Raw genomic sequence first — 18,802 nt, 5'->3', positions numbered from 1 at the left:
GCAGGTCATGGCTGATGTGCTGGCTGGTTTATTGATCGTGTTCCCGGCGCTGGTACTGGCCGTGACGGTACACGAGGCCGGTCACGCGCTGACGGCCGCGTTGTTTGGCGACAGGGCTGCATTGGCGGGCGGCAGGGTTTCACTCAATCCGTTGAGGCATTGCTCGCTGCTGGGCACGGCGGTGGTACCGATTTCGGTTTTCGTCGTGACGTCACTGATGACCCTGCCCTCGACACTGGTGGGTTGGGGCAAAGCGGTGCCGATCAGCGAGGATTTTCCCTTACGCAAGACCGGACTGTTGTGTACCGCACTGGCCGGGCCGGTGGCGAACCTGTCACTGGCCGCACTGTGCATCGGTTTGCGCGGCCAGGTGCCGGAATACGCCTGGTTGGTCGCGTTTCTGGAGACCTGTGCGTCCTTCAATCTATTCCTCTGCGTGGTCAATATGCTGCCCATCATGCCGCTGGATGGCGCGACCTGCATTCAGGCGTTGAGCAGTGATCGCGTGTGGAATTACTACAAGCAGATTCATCCCTGTCTCTATGTCACCGGTGCCGGTTTATTGCTGACCGGATTGTTAAGTCGATACATCTTCTGGGCCACACAGTGCCTTTTGGATGTGTTGCCCAATGGAGTCATTCATGGCTAGTTATGGACTTTTTATTATTCTGGCGACCCTCACGGTGTTGAGCCCTGGCCCTGGTGTGGTGTTGACCATCTCCAACTCGTTGCGCCATGGCTGGACCGGTTCGCTGCCGGGGATCTTTGGTATCGCGTTGGGGGCTTTTGTCGTGGCGGGCATTTCGGCCAGTAGCGTAGGGCTGATCCTGGCCACCTCGGCCACCGCTTTTACGATCCTCAAGTACATCGGCGCACTTTACTTGTTGTACCTGGGCATCAAGATGTGGCGCACCAAGAGTTTTATCCCTGAACTTAAAGTCACCTCGTCACGCCCCTGGCGTCGATTTGTCGAAGCGTTATCGATCCAGTTGCTGAACCCCAAGGCGGGTTTCTTCTTTCTTGCAGTATTCCCACAGTTCATCAAACCGGACGGTAATTACTACACCCAATTCTTTCTGCTGGTGTCGTCCTACAGTGGGCTCGTTGTGCTTGTTCATACCGGTTATGCGCTCATGGCCAACGGTGCAAGAGGCTGGTTATCCACTAACAAGGGCGCCAGGGTCGTCGGTAAACTGTCAGGCATCACGTTCTTTTGCTTCGGCGTACTAATGGCGTCGGCCAGCAAATAGATGGACTCAAGCGATCTAACCCAGGAGGCTTTCATGGCCAGGAAGGCAATCAGTTTTGTACTGTTGGACGAGGACCGTGAGCGCCTCAGAAAAATCTCCCGCTCGGGACTTTTACCTCACCGGAGCGTGACACGGGCTTCGATCCTGCTATTACTGGAAAGCGGTTTATCGCCGAAGGAAGTCAGCTTCCGATTGAATATTTCGGCCCCCATCGTGTTCAAGTGGCGCAGTCGTTACCTGGCGTTCGGGATCGATGGGCTCGAAGACCTGCCGCGTAGCGGAATGCCAAAGGCCGTGGGCGAGTAGACACACGTCGATGGTGCTCAGGCAGGCGCTTGGGGCGAAACCATCCGGGTCTTTGGCGAACCGTTTGAGTTGTGCTGGAAGATGTCCTGCGGCTGGCCCTTGTCATTGAAGTACACCTGACCGATCCCCGCCGAGTTCCATAACCGCTCGCCCGCTTCAGCATGTTCGGGAATGTGCGGGACGATGCGCATGCGTCGGCGTTTGGTCAGCCAGTTCAGCGGCGAACGGGGTGAGTAGAGCCAGCGGTTGAGGCGGTCGAACCATTCGAGCAAGGCCCGCGGAAACTCGTTCTTGATCCCGCTGCTGGTGATCTGCCAGATCCGTGGGCCGGCCTTGCGGTGTCGGATCAATACTTCATAGACGAAGGAATAATGCACATCCCCCGACAGCACCACGTAGTTACCGGGTGTACGCGAGTGTCGGAAAATGTTCAGGATCACCTGGGCGGCGCCGCGATGGGCCATCCAGTTTTCGGCGTCCACCAGCAGGGGATAACCGCACCAGCTGAAGACCCGCTGCACCGTCTCGATCAACTTGACGCCAAAGATCGGCGCCGGGGAAACGATGATCGCCGACGGGTGATCCAGCAGTTCCTGTTGCAACTCGCTGAGGGCTTCCCAATCCAGCAGGCCCGAGGGTTGCTTGAGGTTCATCTCGCTGCGCCAGCGTCGGGTGCGGGTGTCGAGCACCACCAGGGCGGGGGTGGTCGGCAAGACGTAATGCCAGTTCTGGAAGCGCAGCAATTTGTCGATCAAGTCGTCCTGGATCGTGCTGTCGAGGTAGCGCTCGGTGGTGCTCAGTGCGCGGGTTTTCTCCAGCACCTCGGCAAACGCATCCGGGTTATTGCCCCAGCCCTGGCACAACAGATAGGCGAGCAGCGCGTTACCGATGATGCGCTTGGAGAACGGATGCCCATAGGCCGTTTCCTCCCATTGCGCGGAAAGATTCCAGTCATCAGTAATATCGTGGTCGTCGAAAATCATCAGGCACGGCAAGTGCGCCATCGCCCGGCCCACACCGCCGAGGCCAGCCTTGAAGGCATCGATGCGGGTCTGCTCAAGGGTGTAGCGCTCGCGTCTTTCGGGCGTCAGTGCCGGTGGCTTCGGATCGATCAGCGTCCAGGCGGTTGGCGACCAGACCAGCAGGTACATGGCCATGACTTCGGCGAAGGTCACCAGATGATTGTCGGCGCTGCTGCTGGTGAAAATCGGCTTACGGGCACCACCGAAAAATCGCTCGCGCAGGGTTTCATTGCTCTCAAGCGCCGGTAACAAATCCGCACGATGGTAGTAACTGGCCGGGTGTTCGTAGAGCTTGGCGCTGTCGCTGACCACTGCGCCTTCGAGGTACTCGTCGAACAAACCCAGGCGCTGGATCAATGCATGGATTGCCCGCAGCATCGGCCCGGCGACATCGTCGGCGTAGACCTGATCGCCGCTCATCATCAACAGGGCCGGGCGCTCGATTGCTGTATGTTCCGCCATCAACAAGCGATCGACACACAACAAACCATCCGCCGCCGGGTGGTGAGGTTTGCGGCAGGAACCGTGTAGCAGTTGATCAATTTTTGAGCGCAGGACGAAGTTTGGAGATTGGGCCTCTCCGTAGAGCAAATGCGGAGCCCAGTCAGCGATGCCCGCGTCGTCAATCAGCAAGTCGTACTCGATCAACGTGTCCCAGGGCAGGGCGGTGTCCAGCGGCACGTCGATCAAATGAATAAAGGCATGGGTGCCCACCGGGATGACCGTGCATTGCCCGGCATCCAAATGGATATCGCCGACACCTTGCAGACGCAACGTCAGCGACAACACCCTGGACCCTACAAGCCACATCACCAGCCGCGTAGGCTCCAGACGCCGCAACAACGGCCCGACCAGCACTGGGGGCAGGGATTGGTGATCGTCGGGCAGTGGCAAAGGCATGGACATCCGGTTTCTGGCTACAAAGATGCGCGGGATGATAGCGCAGCGGAGGTCAATGAATTGCAACTAGGCATCCGACCTTATGACCCCTCGCTCACCATTCGCCACCAACCACCGAAACAAATCACTCACCGACACCGTATGACTGCGTTCCATCCAGCGCACCAGCGCCGGGCCGTAATGTTCGGTGTAGCGACTGAGCACCAACTCGCGACAATCCGCCGACAAGCGCAGGGTAATCTCCCGACAGTGCAGATTGGCCTGGTCGTTCTGCGTCACCCGCTGCTGCAGAATCAAACTTTTGCTTTCAGAACCCATCAGCCGGCGCTCCTGTGCATTGAGCTTTGGTGGTCTGCGGCGAGCCTTGTTTGCCATCCGCCACGTAAGCCGCGCGGTGCTCGGCCACCACGTTGCGTAACGCGCTGTAATAGTCCGGCAGTTTTTGCAGGCTGTCGGTCAGCGGCAACACTTCTGCGCGACCGTCGACGATGCCGCCGACGGTATTGAGGGTGGACAGCGTGTCCACAGTGTCGCTGTTGTTACCAAACGGATCGACCACAAAACTCAGCACACGGCCGGCGGCGTCGCGGCTGTTGGAGGTGCCGAACAGCGGCAGTTCGACGATCGGGCCGTTGCCGATGCCCCACACGCCGAAGGTCTGGCCGAAGTCCGCGTCGTGACGTGGGATGCCGACTTTGCCGGAGACGTCGATCAAACCCACCACGCCGACCGTGGTGTTGAGCACGAACCGTCCCACGGTATTGACCGAACGCCTCGGGTTGCCTTGCAGCAGGTCATTGATAAACACCTTGGGTTCGCCAAAGTTGGCCACGAAGTTATGCACACCCGCCTGGAAAAAATCCGGCAGGTAGCGATAGCCGCGCGCGACCGGCGCCAGGGCGTAGTCGTCGAGCACCCGGTTGAAGGCGAACACGCCGCGATTGAGCGGTTCCGCCGGGTCGTACACCGAGTAGCCGATTTCGGCACAGGTCACGCTGGCGGTGGACGGCGGCTGGCTGCTGCAACCTGCCAACCCGGCGGCCAACACGGCAATCGAAGTATTGCGGGCCAGCCAGGGAGCACACTTGAAAGGCAACATGGATGCAAGTCTCGGGAGGAATTCGCCGAGATGCTGAGCCCCAAGCCTTGCGCAAAGATGTCTGGTTTATTGCCGCGCTGACGCTTTATTGCACGATTGAAATATATGACGGGCCGGCGTGAATGGTTTTAGATGGCGGTTCCATTCGGCCCTTAAGTGACCTTCGGTGAACAGCCTGTTAATTGTGGACGATGACCTTGAGGTCCTCGATCTGCTGAAAAAATTCTTCGTGCAACACGGCTACAGCGTCGAGGTCGCCACCGACGGCGCGTCGCTGTGGTCGGCCATCGAGCGTCAGGCGCCAGATCTGATCATTCTTGACGTGATGTTGCCCGGCGACAGCGGGTTGATCCTGTGCCAGCAACTGCGGATTCGCTGCGCCACACCGGTGATCATGCTCACCGCCATGGGCGAACTCAGTGATCGGGTGGTTGGGCTGGAACTGGGCGCCGATGATTACCTGACCAAACCTTTCGACGCCCGCGAATTACTGGCCAGAGTTCGCGCCGTGCTGCGTCGAGTGGACGAACGCCGTCCGGTGTCGCAGGAACGGCCACGGCCGCTGATCGACTTCGCCGACTGGCACCTGGACGTCACGCGCCGTGAATTGCGCTCGCCGGACAACGTGATGATCCCGCTGTCGGCCGGTGAGTTTGACTTGCTGCTGGTCTTCGTCGAACACCCGCAACGCATTCTGACTCGCGAGCAATTGCTGGACCTGGCGCGAGGGCATAGCCATGAGGCGTTTGATCGCAGCATCGACGTTCAGGTCAGCCGCCTGCGACGCAAACTCGAATCCGACACCAAGCGCCCGGCGATGATTCGCACCGTGCGCAATGGCGGTTACCTGTTCACCCCCAGCGTGACGCGGCGATGAGTTGGCTGAAGCGGATTCGCCGGAATACGGTGGCGCGCTGGATCGCCTTGACCATCATCCTGGCCATGCTGATTTCCCTCGCGCTCAACGGCCTGTTTATCCAACTGGCCGGGGTGTGGGCGCGGCCGCCGCTGACCGAAATCGGTTTACTGGAAAAAGCCGGAGCCATCACCCGCGTGATCGAGGCCGCGCCCGCGCCACTGCGCAGCCAATTGGCTCAGGCCGTCAGCGATCAAGGTTTCACCGTCAGTTGGCACCTTGATCGGCAGGAACTCAATCTGCCGACGGTGGAAGATCCCATTTCCCATGACAGCATGAGCATCCTGCAACCGCTGTTTAAATCCGCAGACCGGCGAATTGAAGCCTATGAGCCGTCCGACTGGACGGAGAACCCGGCGCAGGCGCATTACGCGCTGGTGATCGAGTTGCCGGATGCCTCATGGCTGATGTTTTCCGCGCCCTCGCGCAGTTGGGGCCTCGACGAAATGCCGCGTTATTTGATTGTCGTCCTACTGGCGCTGATCTCCACTGCCTTGGTCGCACTGATCGCCACTCGCCGCCTCGCCACCCCTTTGCAACGTTTCGCCGAGGGCGCCCGACGCTTCGGCACGGACTTCCGCGCACCGCCCATCGAACCGATCGGCCCCCAGGAAATCCGTCAGGCGATCCTTGCGTTCAATGCGATGCAGGCCCAGTTGCAGCACTTCATCCGCGACCGCACACAAATGCTCGCCGCCATCTCCCACGACCTGCGCGCGCCTCTGACGCGGATGCGCTTGCGCGGTGAATTCATCGAAGACCCCGAGCAACAGCAGCGGTTGTTTCGGGATGTGGATGAAATGCAGGCGATGATTAATTCGGCGCTCGAGTTCTTTCGCGATGATGCGCGGCTTGAACCGGCAACTCAGTTTGACCTCGCGGAACTGCTGCAAACGTTGCTGGATGATTATCGGGATCAGCAGATCGATATTGCGTTTAGCGGACCGCAGCGGCTGGTGTATTTCGGACGGCCATTGGGACTTAAACGGGTGATGACCAATTTGCTGGATAACGCGATCAAGTACGGGAGTGAGCCGGCGGTTGAGTTGAACGCCGATGATGGGCAGGTGCGGATCAAGGTGTTGGATCGTGGGCCGGGAATTCCGCAGGCCAGTCTTGAGCAGGTGTTTGTGCCGTTCTTTCGCATGGAAGGCTCGCGCAATAAAAGCACGGGAGGCGTTGGCCTGGGGTTATCGGCGGCGCGGGCGATTGTGTTGGAGCATGGCGGGGAGTTGAGGCTGCGCAATAGAATGAAGGGTGGGTTGGCGGCGTTGGTGGTATTGCCGGTGCAGGCGGGGTAGGGCGTACACCGGTCAGGTGCGTCTACTGCATCGGGACCACGGACAGCGTAATGGACAACACCACAAGCCCGACAATGAACCCGGAAACGGCCCCGGCAATGTTGCCGAAAATCTGGCTCCAACTACCGCGATTGACCACTACCCAGCGCCACATGAACCCCCAGGTCGCCGCAAATATTACAAACCTCAGAAACTCCATTCGCTCCCTTCCTTACGTGCAGTAACAATAAAACTACGCTCGCCTTTTGCTGAGCGCTGACGATAAACGGCACGATATCAAAATAGTTGGATTGCACCACTGCCCGGCTCGCAGCGATAAGGCCAATCAGGGAATTAAGTAGCCTTTTGTTTCATGTCCGTTATCGTGACGGGAAATTTACCTGGCGTCGGGACTTCGTTACTCAATATGAGTAGCCATCCCAGTCGATATTCATTCAGGAGCGTAAACGTGATCTGGTTTCTCGAAGGTCAATCCAGTCAGCGCGATATTCTTATTGGCGCGCGCGAAGCACTGCCGGCGAACGTCAGGATCTTTGCTTCCCATCGTAAGGACCGACCTGAAATCACCGGGCAGGCCGACGTCAGCTTTCAAGAGCCTCTGGACAATGAGGAGAGAATCGACTGGGTGATTGCCACGGCGCTTGAGCATGGCATCAAAGTGATTCTTGCCGGCCGTATTGGCAGTTTCTACGAAGCGGCCCGTGAGCGGTTCGACGCCGTCGGTTTGCAACTTGTGACTGGCGGGATGTCCATGGACACCTTCCACAATGTGGACGACAAGAGCCGGTTCACCGCAGAGGCGGAGCGAGCGGGGCTGGCCTGCATTCCCGCCGTGACGGTCAGCAATGCCCGGGAGCTGGCGGCTGCCTACGAGACGTTGTCCAGCCAAGGTGAGGTTTGCATCAAGCCTGTCGTTGGCATCTACGGACAAGGTTTCTGGCGGTTCAAGGCGGATGTCGACCCGTTCCGCTGCCTGGAAAACCCGGATGCGCGGGAAGTTGATTTTCAAACCTACCTGAACATCTATAAATCCGGCACGGAGCGGGCGCCCATGCTCGTCATGCCTTATTTGCCGGGTAGCGAGTGTTCCGTCGATATGGTTTGCGAGGCGGGCAAGCCGGTTGCGTTCGTCGGCAGAAGAAAGCAGGGTGTTCACCAGACATTCGAGCGTGAGTCCGCAGCCGTTGAGCTTGCCCTCAAGGCCGCTGCGCACTTTAAGTGTGATGGACTGGTCAATGTCCAGACCCGAGACGACCAGAACGGTGTTCCTCATCTGTTGGAAATCAACCCGCGCTATTCCGGCGGGATTGGATACACACGGGAAACCGGGATAAACCTGGCAGGCATCTTCGCCGTTCGTCGGCTGGGGCTGCCGGAACCCGCGGCGCAGTGGGTGGACAACGTTAGGGTGAAGCCCATCACGGTTGCCGTTGTAGCGCCTTCCTGATATTACAACGCCACACAGACAGTGAATGATTGTCACGGTCTTGGCATAATTGCCGGCATACCGATCAAGGAACGACAGGATGAAGGCGCTTACGCCTGGAGCGAACGCTGCTATTTCGGGCGTTAAATGTGCATGGACGCTGGAGTGCAGCCACTCTACCGCCTTTGGGGAATACGCAGCCGTAGCGCTGCTGCCCGTCACTGAGAAGCGTCTCCCGACAGGTGACCCGGCTCTGTTTCAAGTCACTCAACAGTGGATGGAATGGAGCGGCACTTCGTCGTCTATTGGTTGTTCCCTGGACTTGTCCCGGCTGCCCGGAGGCAGTGAGCGTCTATTACTGGTCGTTTATACCTTCTCCGCAGCCGGACCTGTCAGCGAGCTCAAAGACCTGCGTCTGCAAGTCGACAACCAGGTCGAACTGTCCCTAGATCTGAAAAGTAACGGCGAATCAGCGATCGTCATTGGCGAGTTCTATAACCGCAACGATCAATGGAAATTCCGTGCGCTGGCCGAAGGATCGGCTTATGGCCTGGCCGCGATGGGCCGTCGCATGGGCATCACGATCGATGATGCGCACCCAACGCGCCGTCCGTACTCGGGTGATTCACCGAGAAGTCGTACCTCGGCGACGGGCACCGGATTCGCCGTTTCTCCTAATCAAGTCATGACCTGCGCCCATGTGATCGAGGGGATGGAGGAACTGCACATTGCCTCCTTCGCCGGGCGCTACCGCGCTGAAGTGGTGGTGGTCGATCAGCGAAACGATATGGCTTTGCTGCGTATTCAGGATTGCCCGCCACTGTCGCCGGTCGTCTTCAAGGACGGGGTCGGTTGTGCACTGGGCGAGTCGGTGATTGCCCTGGGCTTTCCGATGGCAGGCCTGGCCGGCGGTGGCGTTCATGTGACACAGGGCGGTGTGTCCGGGCTGTTCGGGTTGCACAACGATGCAAGCCTGCTCCAGTTCACCGCAGCCATTCAGCCCGGGTCCAGCGGCAGCCCGTTGTTCGATACCAGCGGTGCGGTCATCGGGATGGTGACGTCGTCGTTGCCGGACGCGCAAAACATGAACTTCGCGGTCAAGGCCGGGTTGTTACTGGCGTTTCTGGATGCCTGTCATGTCTCTCCACCCAAATCTCCAACCGGTCGAGTTTTCTCGACCGCCGAAATGGCTCGTGAAGCTCAGTCGTCGCTCTGGCGGATCGAAGCCCGAAATCCGTAGAGGCACCCTGCTTTAAAAATAGTGAAGGGTTGTCAGTTCACTACCTCGCCTCTTTTAGGAATGTTGCAAATGGAATTCGTAGTAGAAAAATCCTCGACCACCCGGCTCAGCGCGCAACTCAAACGCGGGCTGATGGAAGTCGATGTCGATGAATCATCCATCGAGCCCCACTCACTGTTCGGGTTCGCCGAGCGCCGTAATCCTAAGCGTGCGTTCCTTTTTGTGTCCCGCGTTCTGGGCCGACATATTCCTGTTCGCCCATCGATCATGCAAACCAGTTACGAGCACCTGGCGGCAAAGATTCCCGATGACTTGCCCGGACCGGTACTGGTGATCGGTATGGCAGAGACAGCTGTCGGCCTGGGGGCCGGTGTGCACCGCGCTTACAGCAAGACCCGCCCGGACACCGTCTATATGGTGAGTACCCGCCATCCGGTCGGCACTGAGTTGTTTACTCGTTTTGAAGAAGAACACAGTCACGCCAGCGCGCACCTGATTCACCAGCCCATCGATCCGGATGTCCGGGAAATGATGCTGAATGCTCGCTCCCTGGTGTTGGTCGACGATGAAGCCTCCACCGGCAAGACATTTATCAATCTGCATCGTGCACTCGTGGATGCCGGGCTAAGCAAAGTCGAGCGGGTCGTGACCTGCGTGCTGACTGATTGGTCCCGCGGCGCAGTGCGCAACGTTCTGGGCGAGACCGCCACTCAGGTGTCCCTGCTGCAAGGCGCTTATCGCTTCTCTGAAGATCAAGACGCGCCACTGCCCGAAATGCCGGATGTGGGTGCAGTCGCCGTGGGCGAATGGCCGATCGATCCGCGTAACGATTGGGGACGTCTGGGCGTGCGTCATGTCGAGGACACGCTGGCCCCGGATATTCAGGTCAAACCGGGCGAGCGCGTGATGGTCGTCGGCACCAGCGAGTTCGTGTGGCGTCCGTTTCTACTGGCTGAGCGCCTCGAGCGGGCAGGGGCTGACGTTCATTTCAGCTCCACCAGTCGCTCGCCAATTGCCTTGGGCCATGAGATCGGTCACGCCTTGTCGTTCTCCGATAACTACGGTCTCGGCATTCCGAACTTTCTTTACAACGTGCGTCCCGGGCAGTTCGACCGTGTGTTGATCTGTACCGAAACGCCTGCGCAAGCGGTGCCCCAGTCGCTGATTGATGCACTGAACGCAGAGGTTATTGTCGATGAGTAATAAGCGTCCACTGATACTCATCGATCTTGATGACACCTTGTTCCAGACCGCTCGCAAGATGCCGCAAGGTGCGGAACGACATGCAGCGACGCTGGATGTTGACGGTCAGCCCAACGGCTACATGAGCGCCGTGCAGAAAAACTTTGTCGAGTGGTTGCTGGCATCGGCAGACGTCGTGCCGGTCACGGCGCGCAGTGTCGAAGCCTACAGCCGCGTGCAATTACCCTTCGTTGCGGGCGCCGTGTGTTCTCACGGTGGTGTGATCCTTCAGCCCGATGGCTCGCTGGATCGCGATTGGCATGGGCAGATGACCGACGCACTGGCGGCGTATCAGAATCGCCTTGCGGCACTGAGTGCTGAAACATTGGCCATCGGTGAGGAAATGGGCTTTTCCCTGCGCGGATGGGTAGTGGAAGAACAGGGCTTGTTGAATTACGTCGTGACCAAGCACAACGAGTCCGACGATTCGGTGCTGCAAAAGGTTCTGGCCGAGGTCCAGGCCCGTGGTCTGCTGGACGACATGCATATCCACGGTAACGGCAACAATCTGGCCTTCCTGCCGAACGGCCTGTCCAAGCGTCTGGCGGTTCAAGAATTGCTTCGCCGTGATCGCATCGCCAATGGCGAACGTCCGGTGCTGGGGTTTGGCGACAGCGTCACCGACCTTGGCTTCATGAACGAATGCAACTTCTGGGCGACCCCTGCCAATAGCCAGTTGGCCAAGGTTGTGGAGGCAATGATCCATGGTTAATGCCTTTGCCCATCTGACCACGGTTGGCAGTGGCAGTTACGCGCCGGATGACGTGCACTTCCTGCTGCAACCCGTCGACATCGAAGTGACGGATGTTGAAGAGAAAGAGCGCCTGATCCAGACGCGGCAGAAGCATTACTCCGAGATGATCAGCCTGGAATCTGCCCCGACCGAGGTTCACAAGGGGCTGTACCAGCGTGCAATGCTGCAGAATTCGGACCGGATGGCCCGAGATGTTCAGTCCCTGGCGCTGGCGCTGGATCAGGCCTGTGATGGTCCCTCGATCGCGCTGGTTTCGTTCGTGCGTGCGGGACTGCCTCTAGGCGTGTTACTGCGTCGCGCGTTGCTGGACCAGGGGCGTGACGCCCACCATTACGGCATCAGCATCGTGCGTGATCGGGGCATCGACATGATTGCCCTGGAAGCGGTGATCCAGGCCCACGGCGCTGAAAACATTGTGTTCGTGGATGGCTGGACGGGTAAGGGCGCCATCTCTGGGGAAATCCAGCGCAGCCTCAAAGGTGACACGCGCTTTCCCGAGCAGCCACGCCTTGTGGTACTGGCCGATCCTTGCGGACGCGCCTGGCTGGCGGCTTCGGCCGAAGACTGGGTAATCCCGTCGGGCATCCTCGGGGCCACGGTTTCCGGCCTGGTATCGCGCTCCATCTGGCCCGCCAACGGTGGCCTTCATGGCTGCGTGGTCTACGACCATTTGCACGAGCACGACGTAACGCGCGCGTTCATCGACCAGATCGAAGCCGTGCGTCAGGCGCTGCCTGCGGTCGAGGCCGCTGCACCCTGGACTGAGGCGCAGCGCAGCGAGTTGCAGTCTTCGGCACTGAGTGTCATCGACGCGATTGCCGCTCAATGGGGCATTACCAATCTGAACCGGGTCAAACCCGGCATTGCCGAGGCCACGCGCGCCGTGCTGCGCCGCGTGCCGGATCACGTTCTGGTCCGCGATCGCAGCGATCCGGACGTTCAATTGCTGATGCACCTGACCGAGCGAGCGAACGTGACGGTTGAAGAGATGGGAGCCGCCCTCGGTCCTTATCGTGCTGTGACCGTCATCCGGAGTTTGAGCTGATGAAAAAACTATCGCCCTACGCCCTCGGTGCGACGCTCTACATGCCGGCCACCCGCGAAGACATCCTCGATGTGGTCTTGCATAAAAAACTGCCTGAACTGCGCTCGATGGTGGTGTGCCTTGAGGATGCGGTCGCGGAAATCGACGTCGATACGGCGCTGGCCAATCTCCACAAGTTACTGCTCTCGATTGAGCAACAGGGCGGCCGTTCGGTAGATGGCCCCATGCTGTTCGTGCGACCGCGTGATTCGCAGATGGCTGCGGTGCTCAACGAATGGCCGTTGATGGCGCATGTGGACGGTTTTGTCTTGCCCAAGCTGAGCCTGTCCAATCTGCGTTCGTGGGAGCTGGCGGTGACCAACCCCGACATCTTCCTGATGCCGACACTGGAAACCCGAGAGGTCTTCAACCCCGTCGCGATGGCCGAACTGGGCGTGGCGCTCAAGCAGACCCTGGACCACCGCATCATTGCGTTGCGCATCGGCGGCAATGACTTGCTGGGTTGCCTGGGCCTTCGGCGCAACCCGGCCACCACGCTTTACAGCACACCCATGGGGTACGTGATTCCGATGCTTGCCGGGGTCATGGGTTCGCAAGGGTTTGCGTTGACCGCCCCGGTGTTCGAGCGTTTGGCGACGCCGCATTTGCTGCTGGAAGAACTGAGCCTCGACATTGCACATGGCCTGGTGGGCAAAACGGCGATTCATCCAAGCCAGATCAGCAGCATTCAGGACAGCCTGCGCGTCAGTATCGAAGATCTAAATTGTGCCAAATTGATGCTGAACGAGGTCGCGCCTGCGGTCTTCAATCACAATGACACGATGTGCGAACCAGCCACTCACTTCAAATGGGCCACCAACATCCTTGAGCGTGCCAAATGGCATGGGGTCAGGCATGCGGAGCCGAGCCATACCGATCAGTCGATTCGACTTGCAGAGACAGGCCGATGACCCAGGAAATGCTTGAGATCGGCCCGGCCGGGGCCAAGGTACTGTCGGTTTTTGACTTCGACGGCACCTTGACCCGGCACGACAGCTTCGTCCCCTTTCTGAAATATGCATTTGGCAAACTTGAGTTTGCCAAGCGCTTGCGTCTGCTCGCCGGGCCGGGGGTGCGTTACCTGACGCGCCGCCTCTCGCGCGACGAACTCAAGGCGAGGCTGATCGCTGCTTTTCTGACAGACGCCAAAGAAGAGTGGGTCCGGCACAAGGCCGCAGAGTTTTGCGGCCTGTATTGGACGCGCCTGATGCGTCCTGCCGGCTTGATCTCTGTGGCCGCCGAAAGACAGGCCGGCAGTGAGGTCACCCTGTGCTCGGCTTCACCGGCGCTGGTCCTGAAACCGTTTGCCGATCGCCTCAATATCAAGTTGATCGCTACTGAACTGGAAGTCGTCGATGGGCGGCTGACAGGGCGGATTTCAGGTAACAACTGCCGCTGTGAAGCGAAGGTGCAGCGACTTGAAGCGGTGTACGGAGATCTGACGCAATACCGATTGCGCGCCTGGGGCGACACCCGTGGCGACCACGAGCTTTTGGCCGCTGCGCAAGATGCGCACTGGCGACATTTCCACCCCGCATGGCGCCGTGGGCGCCTTCGGGTCACCAAGACCTTGGCTCGAGACGCAGGCGTTGCGCCGACGGCGAGTCAATCGGTCGACGACGGCAACAAACCCCAGCAATTGACCACCAACAAGGAGCGTACCGATGGCCCTAACTCTGACTAAAAACCAAACAATCTCCCTGGAAAAAACCGCAGGCGGTGGCCTCACGGCGATCAGTCTTGGCCTGGGTTGGGATCCGGAAAAAGCCGGGTTCATGGGGCGATTGATGGGGAACGGTGGTGACGTCGACCTGGATGCCTCCTGCATTCTTTTCGATGCAGACTTCAAACCCGTGGACCTGGTGTGGTTCCGTCAACTGACCTCGCGCGATGGTTCGATCCAGCACTCGGGTGACAACCGCACCGGTGAAGGTGATGGCGATGACGAAACCATCACTGTCGATCTGCAGCGCCTGCCGGCCACCGTCAAGTCTCTGGTGTTTACCGTGAACAGCTTCACCGGCCAGAACTTCGAAAAGATTGCCAACGCTTATTGCCGCATCGTCAACGCGAGCAACAAGACCGAACTGGCCCGCTTCAATCTCTCCGAAAAAGGCCGTCACACTGGCGTCGTCATGGCCAGTCTGGTTCGCGAGAACGGTGGCTGGGAATTCAAGGCGATTGGTCAGGTGACCAATGGCCGCACCGCTGACGACCTGGTCAACCTGGCTGTTCAGGCGGTGCGTGCATGACGACCCTGGTGCCTGGCGGAAATGCGCCGGTAGCCACCGGCCAGGTACGGATCGATATCAGCTACTCGGCCATCCCGGGTGCGGATATCGACGTGTCTGCGTTCGTCCTGAACGCTGCGGGCAAGGTCCGTGGCGACACCGATATGTGCTTCTACGGTCAGACTAACGTGCTGGGCGGCACGGTGCAGATGACCGAGTCCTCGGCCGGTCGCGCGGTCTTCACCCTTGATTTGTCGCGCCTGGATGCGGCTGTCGAGAAAGTGGCGTTGACCGCGACGATTTACGAGAACAAAGCCAGCTTCGACCGCGTGTCTCAGCTCTCGCTGGCGGTCACTGGTGGAATCGAAGCGCAGATTCCCACTGGCGGCATGAAGGAAACAGCCCTGATCCTCGGTGAGTTTTACCGCCGCCAGGGTGAGTGGAAGTTCCGTTGTGTCGCCCAGGGTTTCGCCGGTGGCCTGGAGCCTTTGGCCAAGTACTTCGGTGTTGAAATTGCCGCACCTGCCCCGACTCCGGTGGCCGCTCCTGCGCCTGTTGCGGCACCTGCCGCGCCAGCGCCGGCGGCACCGAAATCTTCGGTCAGCCTGAGCAAAATCACCCTCGACAAGACCCGCTCCTCGATCAGCCTGGAGAAAACCTCCGAAGGCTTCGGCGAGATCAAGGTCAACCTCAACTGGAACAAAGGCAAGGGCGGCGGTTTCTTCTCGCGCAACAACGCCATCGACCTCGACGTAGGTTGCCTTTTTGAGTTGCAGGACGGGTCCAAGGGGGTTGTTCAGGCGCTGGGCAATTGCTTCGGCGAGCTCAATCACGATCCCTACATTCAGTTGATGGGCGATGACCGTACCGGTGCCGTCAGCGATGGCGAATGGCTCCATATCAACGGTAAGCATTGGGGTGAAATCCGCCGGGTACTGGTGTTTGCCTTCATCTACGAAGGTGCACCGAACTGGCGTGAGACCGATGGCGTCGTGACCATTTATGTTCCGGGCCAGCCACCTATCGAAGTCCGCCTGAATGAAGAGGGCGGTCGCCTTGGCATGTGTGCAATCGCCCTGCTGGAAAATGTGGGCGGCGGCGTCAAGGTGAGTCGACGCGTCGACTTCCACAAAGGCCATTCGTTCATGGACAAGGCTTACGGTTGGGGCATGCGCTGGGCGGCAGGCTCCAAATAACTATTTGAATACGGCGGTCCGGTCCGGTCCGCCCTTGAGGTGAACAACATGTTGTCATGGTTGAAAACGAACGCGGCACTTGCCCGCGAAAAACTGACCACCGAAGTGGCCAAGTTCAAGAACAAAGAGTTCATGGAAGCTGTCGCGAACAGCTGTGCCATGGTTGCGGCGGCCGATGGTGAAGTCAGCTCGGCAGAAAAAATGAAGATGACCGGGTTCATCAACAACTCGCCCGAGTTGAAGGTATTCAACCTGACCGACGTCATCAAGGTCTTCAACGACGCTTGTAGCAAGTTCGAATTTGACTATCAGATCGGTCAAGCCGAAGCGCTGAAAAACATCAGCAAGATCAAGGGTAAGGACGGCGCAGGCCGCCTGCTCGTGCGTGTTGCCTGCGCCATCGGCGCGTCGGACGGCAATTTCGACGACAAGGAAAAAGCCGTTTGCCGCCTGATCTGCCTTGAGCTGGGCCTGCCCCCGGCTGACTTTGAACTTTAAGGAACAAAACTGTGGAAGTTACTCACCTGGGTTTCCCCCCGCTGACCATCGCTGTGTTTGTGGCGCTGGCGCTCGGCGCGATGATCCTCGACATGTTCACCCATCGCGGTGACCAGCCGATCAGCCTCGCCAAAGCGTCGGCCTGGTCGGTGTTCTGGATTCTCATCTCGTTCGGCTTCGCAGGGTTCCTGTACGTCGAACACGGTCCGGATGTCGCCACCCTGTTCATCACAGGCTATGCGCTGGAAAAAGTCCTGAGCGTGGACAACCTGTTCGTGTTCATGGCGATCTTCGCCTGGTTCAAAGTGCCCAATGGCCTGCGCCACCGTGTCCTGTACTGGGGCATCATCGGCGCGATCGTTTTCCGCCTGATCTTCGTGGCCATCGGTACCGGCCTGCTGGCGCTGGGTCCTTGGGTCGAAGTGGTCTTTGCCCTGATCGTGGCCTGGACGGCAGTCATGATGCTCAGAGGCGGCGGTGACGACGAGGAGGAAGAGGATTACTCCACGCACATGGCTTATCGCTTCGCGAAGAAGCTGTTCCCGGTGTGGCCGAAGTTGCATGGTCATGATTTCTTCGTGCGCCGCAAGACGCTGGAAGCCGAACTGACCAAACCGGAAAACAAGGGCATGTCCCTGGCGGCCAAGGGCGGTCTGTTCGCCACGCCGCTGTTCCTGTGCCTGGTGGTCATGGAAGTGTCCGACGTGTTGTTTGCCTTCGACTCCGTCCCGGCCGTCATCGCTGTCAGCCGCGAACCGTTGATTGTGTTCTCGGCGATGCTCTTCGCCATCCTCGGCCTGCGGACCATGTACTTCGTACTGGAAGCTCTCAAGCGCTATCTGGTGCACCTGGAAAAAGCCGTCATCGCGCTGCTGTTTTTCATTGCGGTGAAGCTGGGCCTGAATGCGACTGACCACCTGTTCCATCACGGCTACAACATTGATCCGAACACCAGCCTGATCATCGTTGTCGTGGTGCTGGCCATCGGCATCTTCGCCAGTGTGATCTTCCCGGAAAAGGAAGTTGCCCCGGCGGACAACCAGTAATTCAAACGCATTAACCACAAGGAGCTGTACTCATGGCATTGACTCTTCAAAAAGGCGGCAACCTGTCCCTATCGAAGACCGATCCTTCGCTGACCAAGATTCTGGTCGGTCTGGGTTGGGATCCTCGCGCAACTGACGGCACGGAGTTTGACCTGGACGCAAGCGCGTTCCTGCTGGGTGCCAACGGCAAAGTGCGTGGTGACGCCGACTTCATTTTCTACAACCAGCTCAAAAGCGCTGACGGTTCCATCGAGCACACCGGTGACAACCGCACCGGTGCTGGCGATGGCGACGACGAAGTGCTGAAAATCGACTTGAGCCGCGTTCCGGCTGATATCGACAAGATCGCGTTCACCGTCACCATCCACGACGCTGATGCCCGCAAGCAAAACTTCGGTCAGGTTGGTGGTTCGTTCATTCGTGTTGTCAACGAAATCACCGGTGCCGAGATCGTTCGTTACGACCTGGCAGAAGACGCTTCAACCGAAACCGCGATGATCTTCGCCGAGCTGTACCGCAACAACGGCGAGTGGAAATTCCGTGCCGTTGGTTCGGGCTATGCCGGTGGCCTGAAGGCGCTGGCCAACTCGTACGGTATGAACTTCTAAAACCCCTCGGTCTACTGAATAAGGAATTTATCCATGGCTGTAAGTCTTTCCAAAGGCGGCAACGTATCCCTGTCCAAAGAAGCACCGGGCCTGAGCGAAGTGCTCGTGGGTCTGGGCTGGGATCCTCGCGTTACTGACGGCACCGAGTTCGACCTCGATGCGTCGATTTTCGTTGTGGGCGAAAACGGCAAAGTGCTCGACGACAACAGCTTCATTTTCTACAACAACAAAAAATCCGCTGACGGCTCCGTCGAACACATGGGCGACAACCGCTCCGGTGCCGGCGAAGGCGACGACGAGCAAGTCACCGTAAAACTGACTTCCCTGGCTCCGCTGGTGAAGAAGTTGGTGTTCGCGGTCACCATCCACGACTCCGACGCGCGCAAACAAAACTTCGGTCAGGTTTCCAACGGCTACATTCGCGTTGTGAACAAGGCTGACGGTAAAGAACTGGCACGTTTCGACCTGAGCGAAGACGCTTCCACCGAAACCGCCATGATCTTTGGCGAACTGTATCGCAGCGGTGAAGAGTTCAAGTTCAAGGCGATCGGCCAGGGTTTTGCTGGCGGCCTCAAGCCTCTGGCTGAAGCCCACGGCGTCAGCATCGGCTAACCCTTTTGGGTTGAAAAAAAGCCCCGCTTTCGAGCGGGGCTTTTTCTTGCGTGTCGATTCATGACTCGACG

22 protein-coding genes are annotated in these 18,802 nt (G+C 58.9%); 18 read left to right on the top strand and 4 right to left on the bottom strand.

The features are described 5' to 3' along the window. The first annotated feature begins 7 nt into the window (after positions 1-7). Genes ACWIKB_RS17365 through ACWIKB_RS17355 form a run of 3 tightly spaced genes read left to right on the top strand, consistent with a single transcriptional unit; the run spans position 8 to position 1,556 of the window. Positions 8-649: a site-2 protease family protein gene (locus ACWIKB_RS17365; protein ID WP_475268395.1), complete on the top strand. Its 642-nt coding sequence runs from the start codon at positions 8-10 to the stop codon at positions 647-649. Continuing rightward, complete coding sequence (locus ACWIKB_RS17360) at positions 642-1,250, top strand: LysE family translocator (RefSeq protein WP_475268393.1); 609 nt, start codon at positions 642-644, stop codon at positions 1,248-1,250. Before ACWIKB_RS17365 ends, ACWIKB_RS17360 begins: the two co-directional genes overlap by 8 nt. 33 nt (positions 1,251-1,283) lie before the next feature. Then, positions 1,284-1,556 (top strand): helix-turn-helix domain-containing protein, encoded by a 273-nt coding sequence (locus ACWIKB_RS17355; protein ID WP_475268392.1) that lies wholly within the window; start codon positions 1,284-1,286, stop codon positions 1,554-1,556. A 17-nt stretch (positions 1,557-1,573) separates the two neighbouring features. Here ACWIKB_RS17355 and ACWIKB_RS17350 read toward each other — a convergent pair whose 3' ends face one another. Genes ACWIKB_RS17350 through ACWIKB_RS17340 form a run of 3 tightly spaced genes read right to left on the bottom strand, consistent with a single transcriptional unit; the run spans position 1,574 to position 4,577 of the window. After that, positions 1,574-3,484, bottom strand: a complete 1,911-nt coding sequence (locus ACWIKB_RS17350) for an alkaline phosphatase D family protein (protein WP_475268390.1) — start codon at positions 3,482-3,484, stop codon at positions 1,574-1,576. Between the two features lie 60 nt (positions 3,485-3,544). Beyond that, entirely contained in the window at positions 3,545-3,796 is a 252-nt protein-coding gene (locus tag ACWIKB_RS17345) for a hypothetical protein (RefSeq protein ID WP_475268389.1), read from the bottom strand. Beyond that, entirely contained in the window at positions 3,786-4,577 is a 792-nt protein-coding gene (locus tag ACWIKB_RS17340; protein WP_475268388.1) for an MlaA family lipoprotein, read from the bottom strand. The genes ACWIKB_RS17345 and ACWIKB_RS17340 overlap by 11 nt, the downstream gene beginning before the upstream one ends. A 166-nt stretch (positions 4,578-4,743) precedes the next feature. On the opposite strand from ACWIKB_RS17340, the gene ACWIKB_RS17335 reads away from it, so the two are divergent. Further along, positions 4,744-5,454, top strand: a complete 711-nt coding sequence (locus ACWIKB_RS17335) for a response regulator (protein ID WP_475268387.1) — start codon at positions 4,744-4,746, stop codon at positions 5,452-5,454. Continuing rightward, a complete protein-coding gene (locus tag ACWIKB_RS17330) occupies positions 5,451-6,794 on the top strand; it encodes an ATP-binding protein (RefSeq protein WP_475268385.1) in 1,344 nt (447 codons plus the stop codon). The genes ACWIKB_RS17335 and ACWIKB_RS17330 overlap by 4 nt, the downstream gene beginning before the upstream one ends. Positions 6,795-6,816: 22 nt before the next feature. On the opposite strand, the gene ACWIKB_RS17325 is transcribed toward ACWIKB_RS17330, so the two are convergent. After that, positions 6,817-6,993, bottom strand: a complete 177-nt coding sequence (locus ACWIKB_RS17325; RefSeq protein ID WP_475268383.1) for a hypothetical protein — start codon at positions 6,991-6,993, stop codon at positions 6,817-6,819. A gap of 249 nt (positions 6,994-7,242) precedes the next feature. On the opposite strand from ACWIKB_RS17325, the gene ACWIKB_RS17320 reads away from it, so the two are divergent. From ACWIKB_RS17320 to ACWIKB_RS17260, 13 genes are all read left to right on the top strand, one after another. Beyond that, positions 7,243-8,241, top strand: coding sequence for an ATP-grasp domain-containing protein (locus tag ACWIKB_RS17320; RefSeq protein WP_475268381.1), 999 nt, complete (start codon positions 7,243-7,245; stop codon positions 8,239-8,241). Between the two features lie 79 nt (positions 8,242-8,320). Further along, the gene (locus ACWIKB_RS17315; protein WP_475268379.1) at positions 8,321-9,460 is read left to right on the top strand and encodes a trypsin-like peptidase domain-containing protein; all 1,140 of its coding nucleotides are present in this window, start codon (positions 8,321-8,323) and stop codon (positions 9,458-9,460) included. A gap of 69 nt (positions 9,461-9,529) precedes the next feature. Next, on the top strand, positions 9,530-10,663 hold the full coding sequence (locus tag ACWIKB_RS17310) for a phosphoribosyltransferase domain-containing protein (RefSeq protein ID WP_475268377.1): 1,134 nt from the start codon (positions 9,530-9,532) through the stop codon (positions 10,661-10,663). Beyond that, positions 10,656-11,414 carry an HAD family hydrolase gene (locus ACWIKB_RS17305; protein ID WP_475268375.1) on the top strand — a complete coding sequence of 253 codons (759 nt, stop codon included), beginning with the start codon at positions 10,656-10,658 and terminating at the stop codon, positions 11,412-11,414. Before ACWIKB_RS17310 ends, ACWIKB_RS17305 begins: the two co-directional genes overlap by 8 nt. Continuing rightward, a complete protein-coding gene (locus ACWIKB_RS17300; protein ID WP_475268373.1) occupies positions 11,407-12,501 on the top strand; it encodes a cysteine protease StiP family protein in 1,095 nt (364 codons plus the stop codon). Before ACWIKB_RS17305 ends, ACWIKB_RS17300 begins: the two co-directional genes overlap by 8 nt. Then, complete coding sequence (locus ACWIKB_RS17295; RefSeq protein WP_475268371.1) at positions 12,501-13,451, top strand: HpcH/HpaI aldolase/citrate lyase family protein; 951 nt, start codon at positions 12,501-12,503, stop codon at positions 13,449-13,451. The genes ACWIKB_RS17300 and ACWIKB_RS17295 overlap by 1 nt, the downstream gene beginning before the upstream one ends. Beyond that, entirely contained in the window at positions 13,448-14,224 is a 777-nt protein-coding gene (locus ACWIKB_RS17290; RefSeq protein WP_475268369.1) for an HAD family hydrolase, read from the top strand. Before ACWIKB_RS17295 ends, ACWIKB_RS17290 begins: the two co-directional genes overlap by 4 nt. After that, the gene (locus tag ACWIKB_RS17285; protein WP_475268367.1) at positions 14,205-14,792 is read left to right on the top strand and encodes a TerD family protein; all 588 of its coding nucleotides are present in this window, start codon (positions 14,205-14,207) and stop codon (positions 14,790-14,792) included. Before ACWIKB_RS17290 ends, ACWIKB_RS17285 begins: the two co-directional genes overlap by 20 nt. Beyond that, on the top strand, positions 14,789-15,967 hold the full coding sequence (locus ACWIKB_RS17280) for a TerD family protein (protein ID WP_475268366.1): 1,179 nt from the start codon (positions 14,789-14,791) through the stop codon (positions 15,965-15,967). Before ACWIKB_RS17285 ends, ACWIKB_RS17280 begins: the two co-directional genes overlap by 4 nt. Before the next feature lie 48 nt (positions 15,968-16,015). Further along, positions 16,016-16,465 (top strand): tellurite resistance TerB family protein, encoded by a 450-nt coding sequence (locus tag ACWIKB_RS17275; protein ID WP_475268621.1) that lies wholly within the window; start codon positions 16,016-16,018, stop codon positions 16,463-16,465. 11 nt (positions 16,466-16,476) lie between these two features. Further along, positions 16,477-17,511 carry a TerC/Alx family metal homeostasis membrane protein gene (locus tag ACWIKB_RS17270; protein ID WP_475268365.1) on the top strand — a complete coding sequence of 345 codons (1,035 nt, stop codon included), beginning with the start codon at positions 16,477-16,479 and terminating at the stop codon, positions 17,509-17,511. A 32-nt stretch (positions 17,512-17,543) separates the two neighbouring features. Beyond that, positions 17,544-18,119 carry a TerD family protein gene (locus ACWIKB_RS17265; protein WP_054045429.1) on the top strand — a complete coding sequence of 192 codons (576 nt, stop codon included), beginning with the start codon at positions 17,544-17,546 and terminating at the stop codon, positions 18,117-18,119. A 33-nt stretch (positions 18,120-18,152) separates the two neighbouring features. Next, positions 18,153-18,731 (top strand): TerD family protein, encoded by a 579-nt coding sequence (locus ACWIKB_RS17260; RefSeq protein WP_475268364.1) that lies wholly within the window; start codon positions 18,153-18,155, stop codon positions 18,729-18,731. Positions 18,732-18,802 lie beyond the last annotated feature (71 nt).

It is taken from the genome of Pseudomonas sp. 5Vm1k, from assembly GCF_056161485.1.
This window is presented reverse-complemented; position numbering and strand designations above follow the sequence as displayed.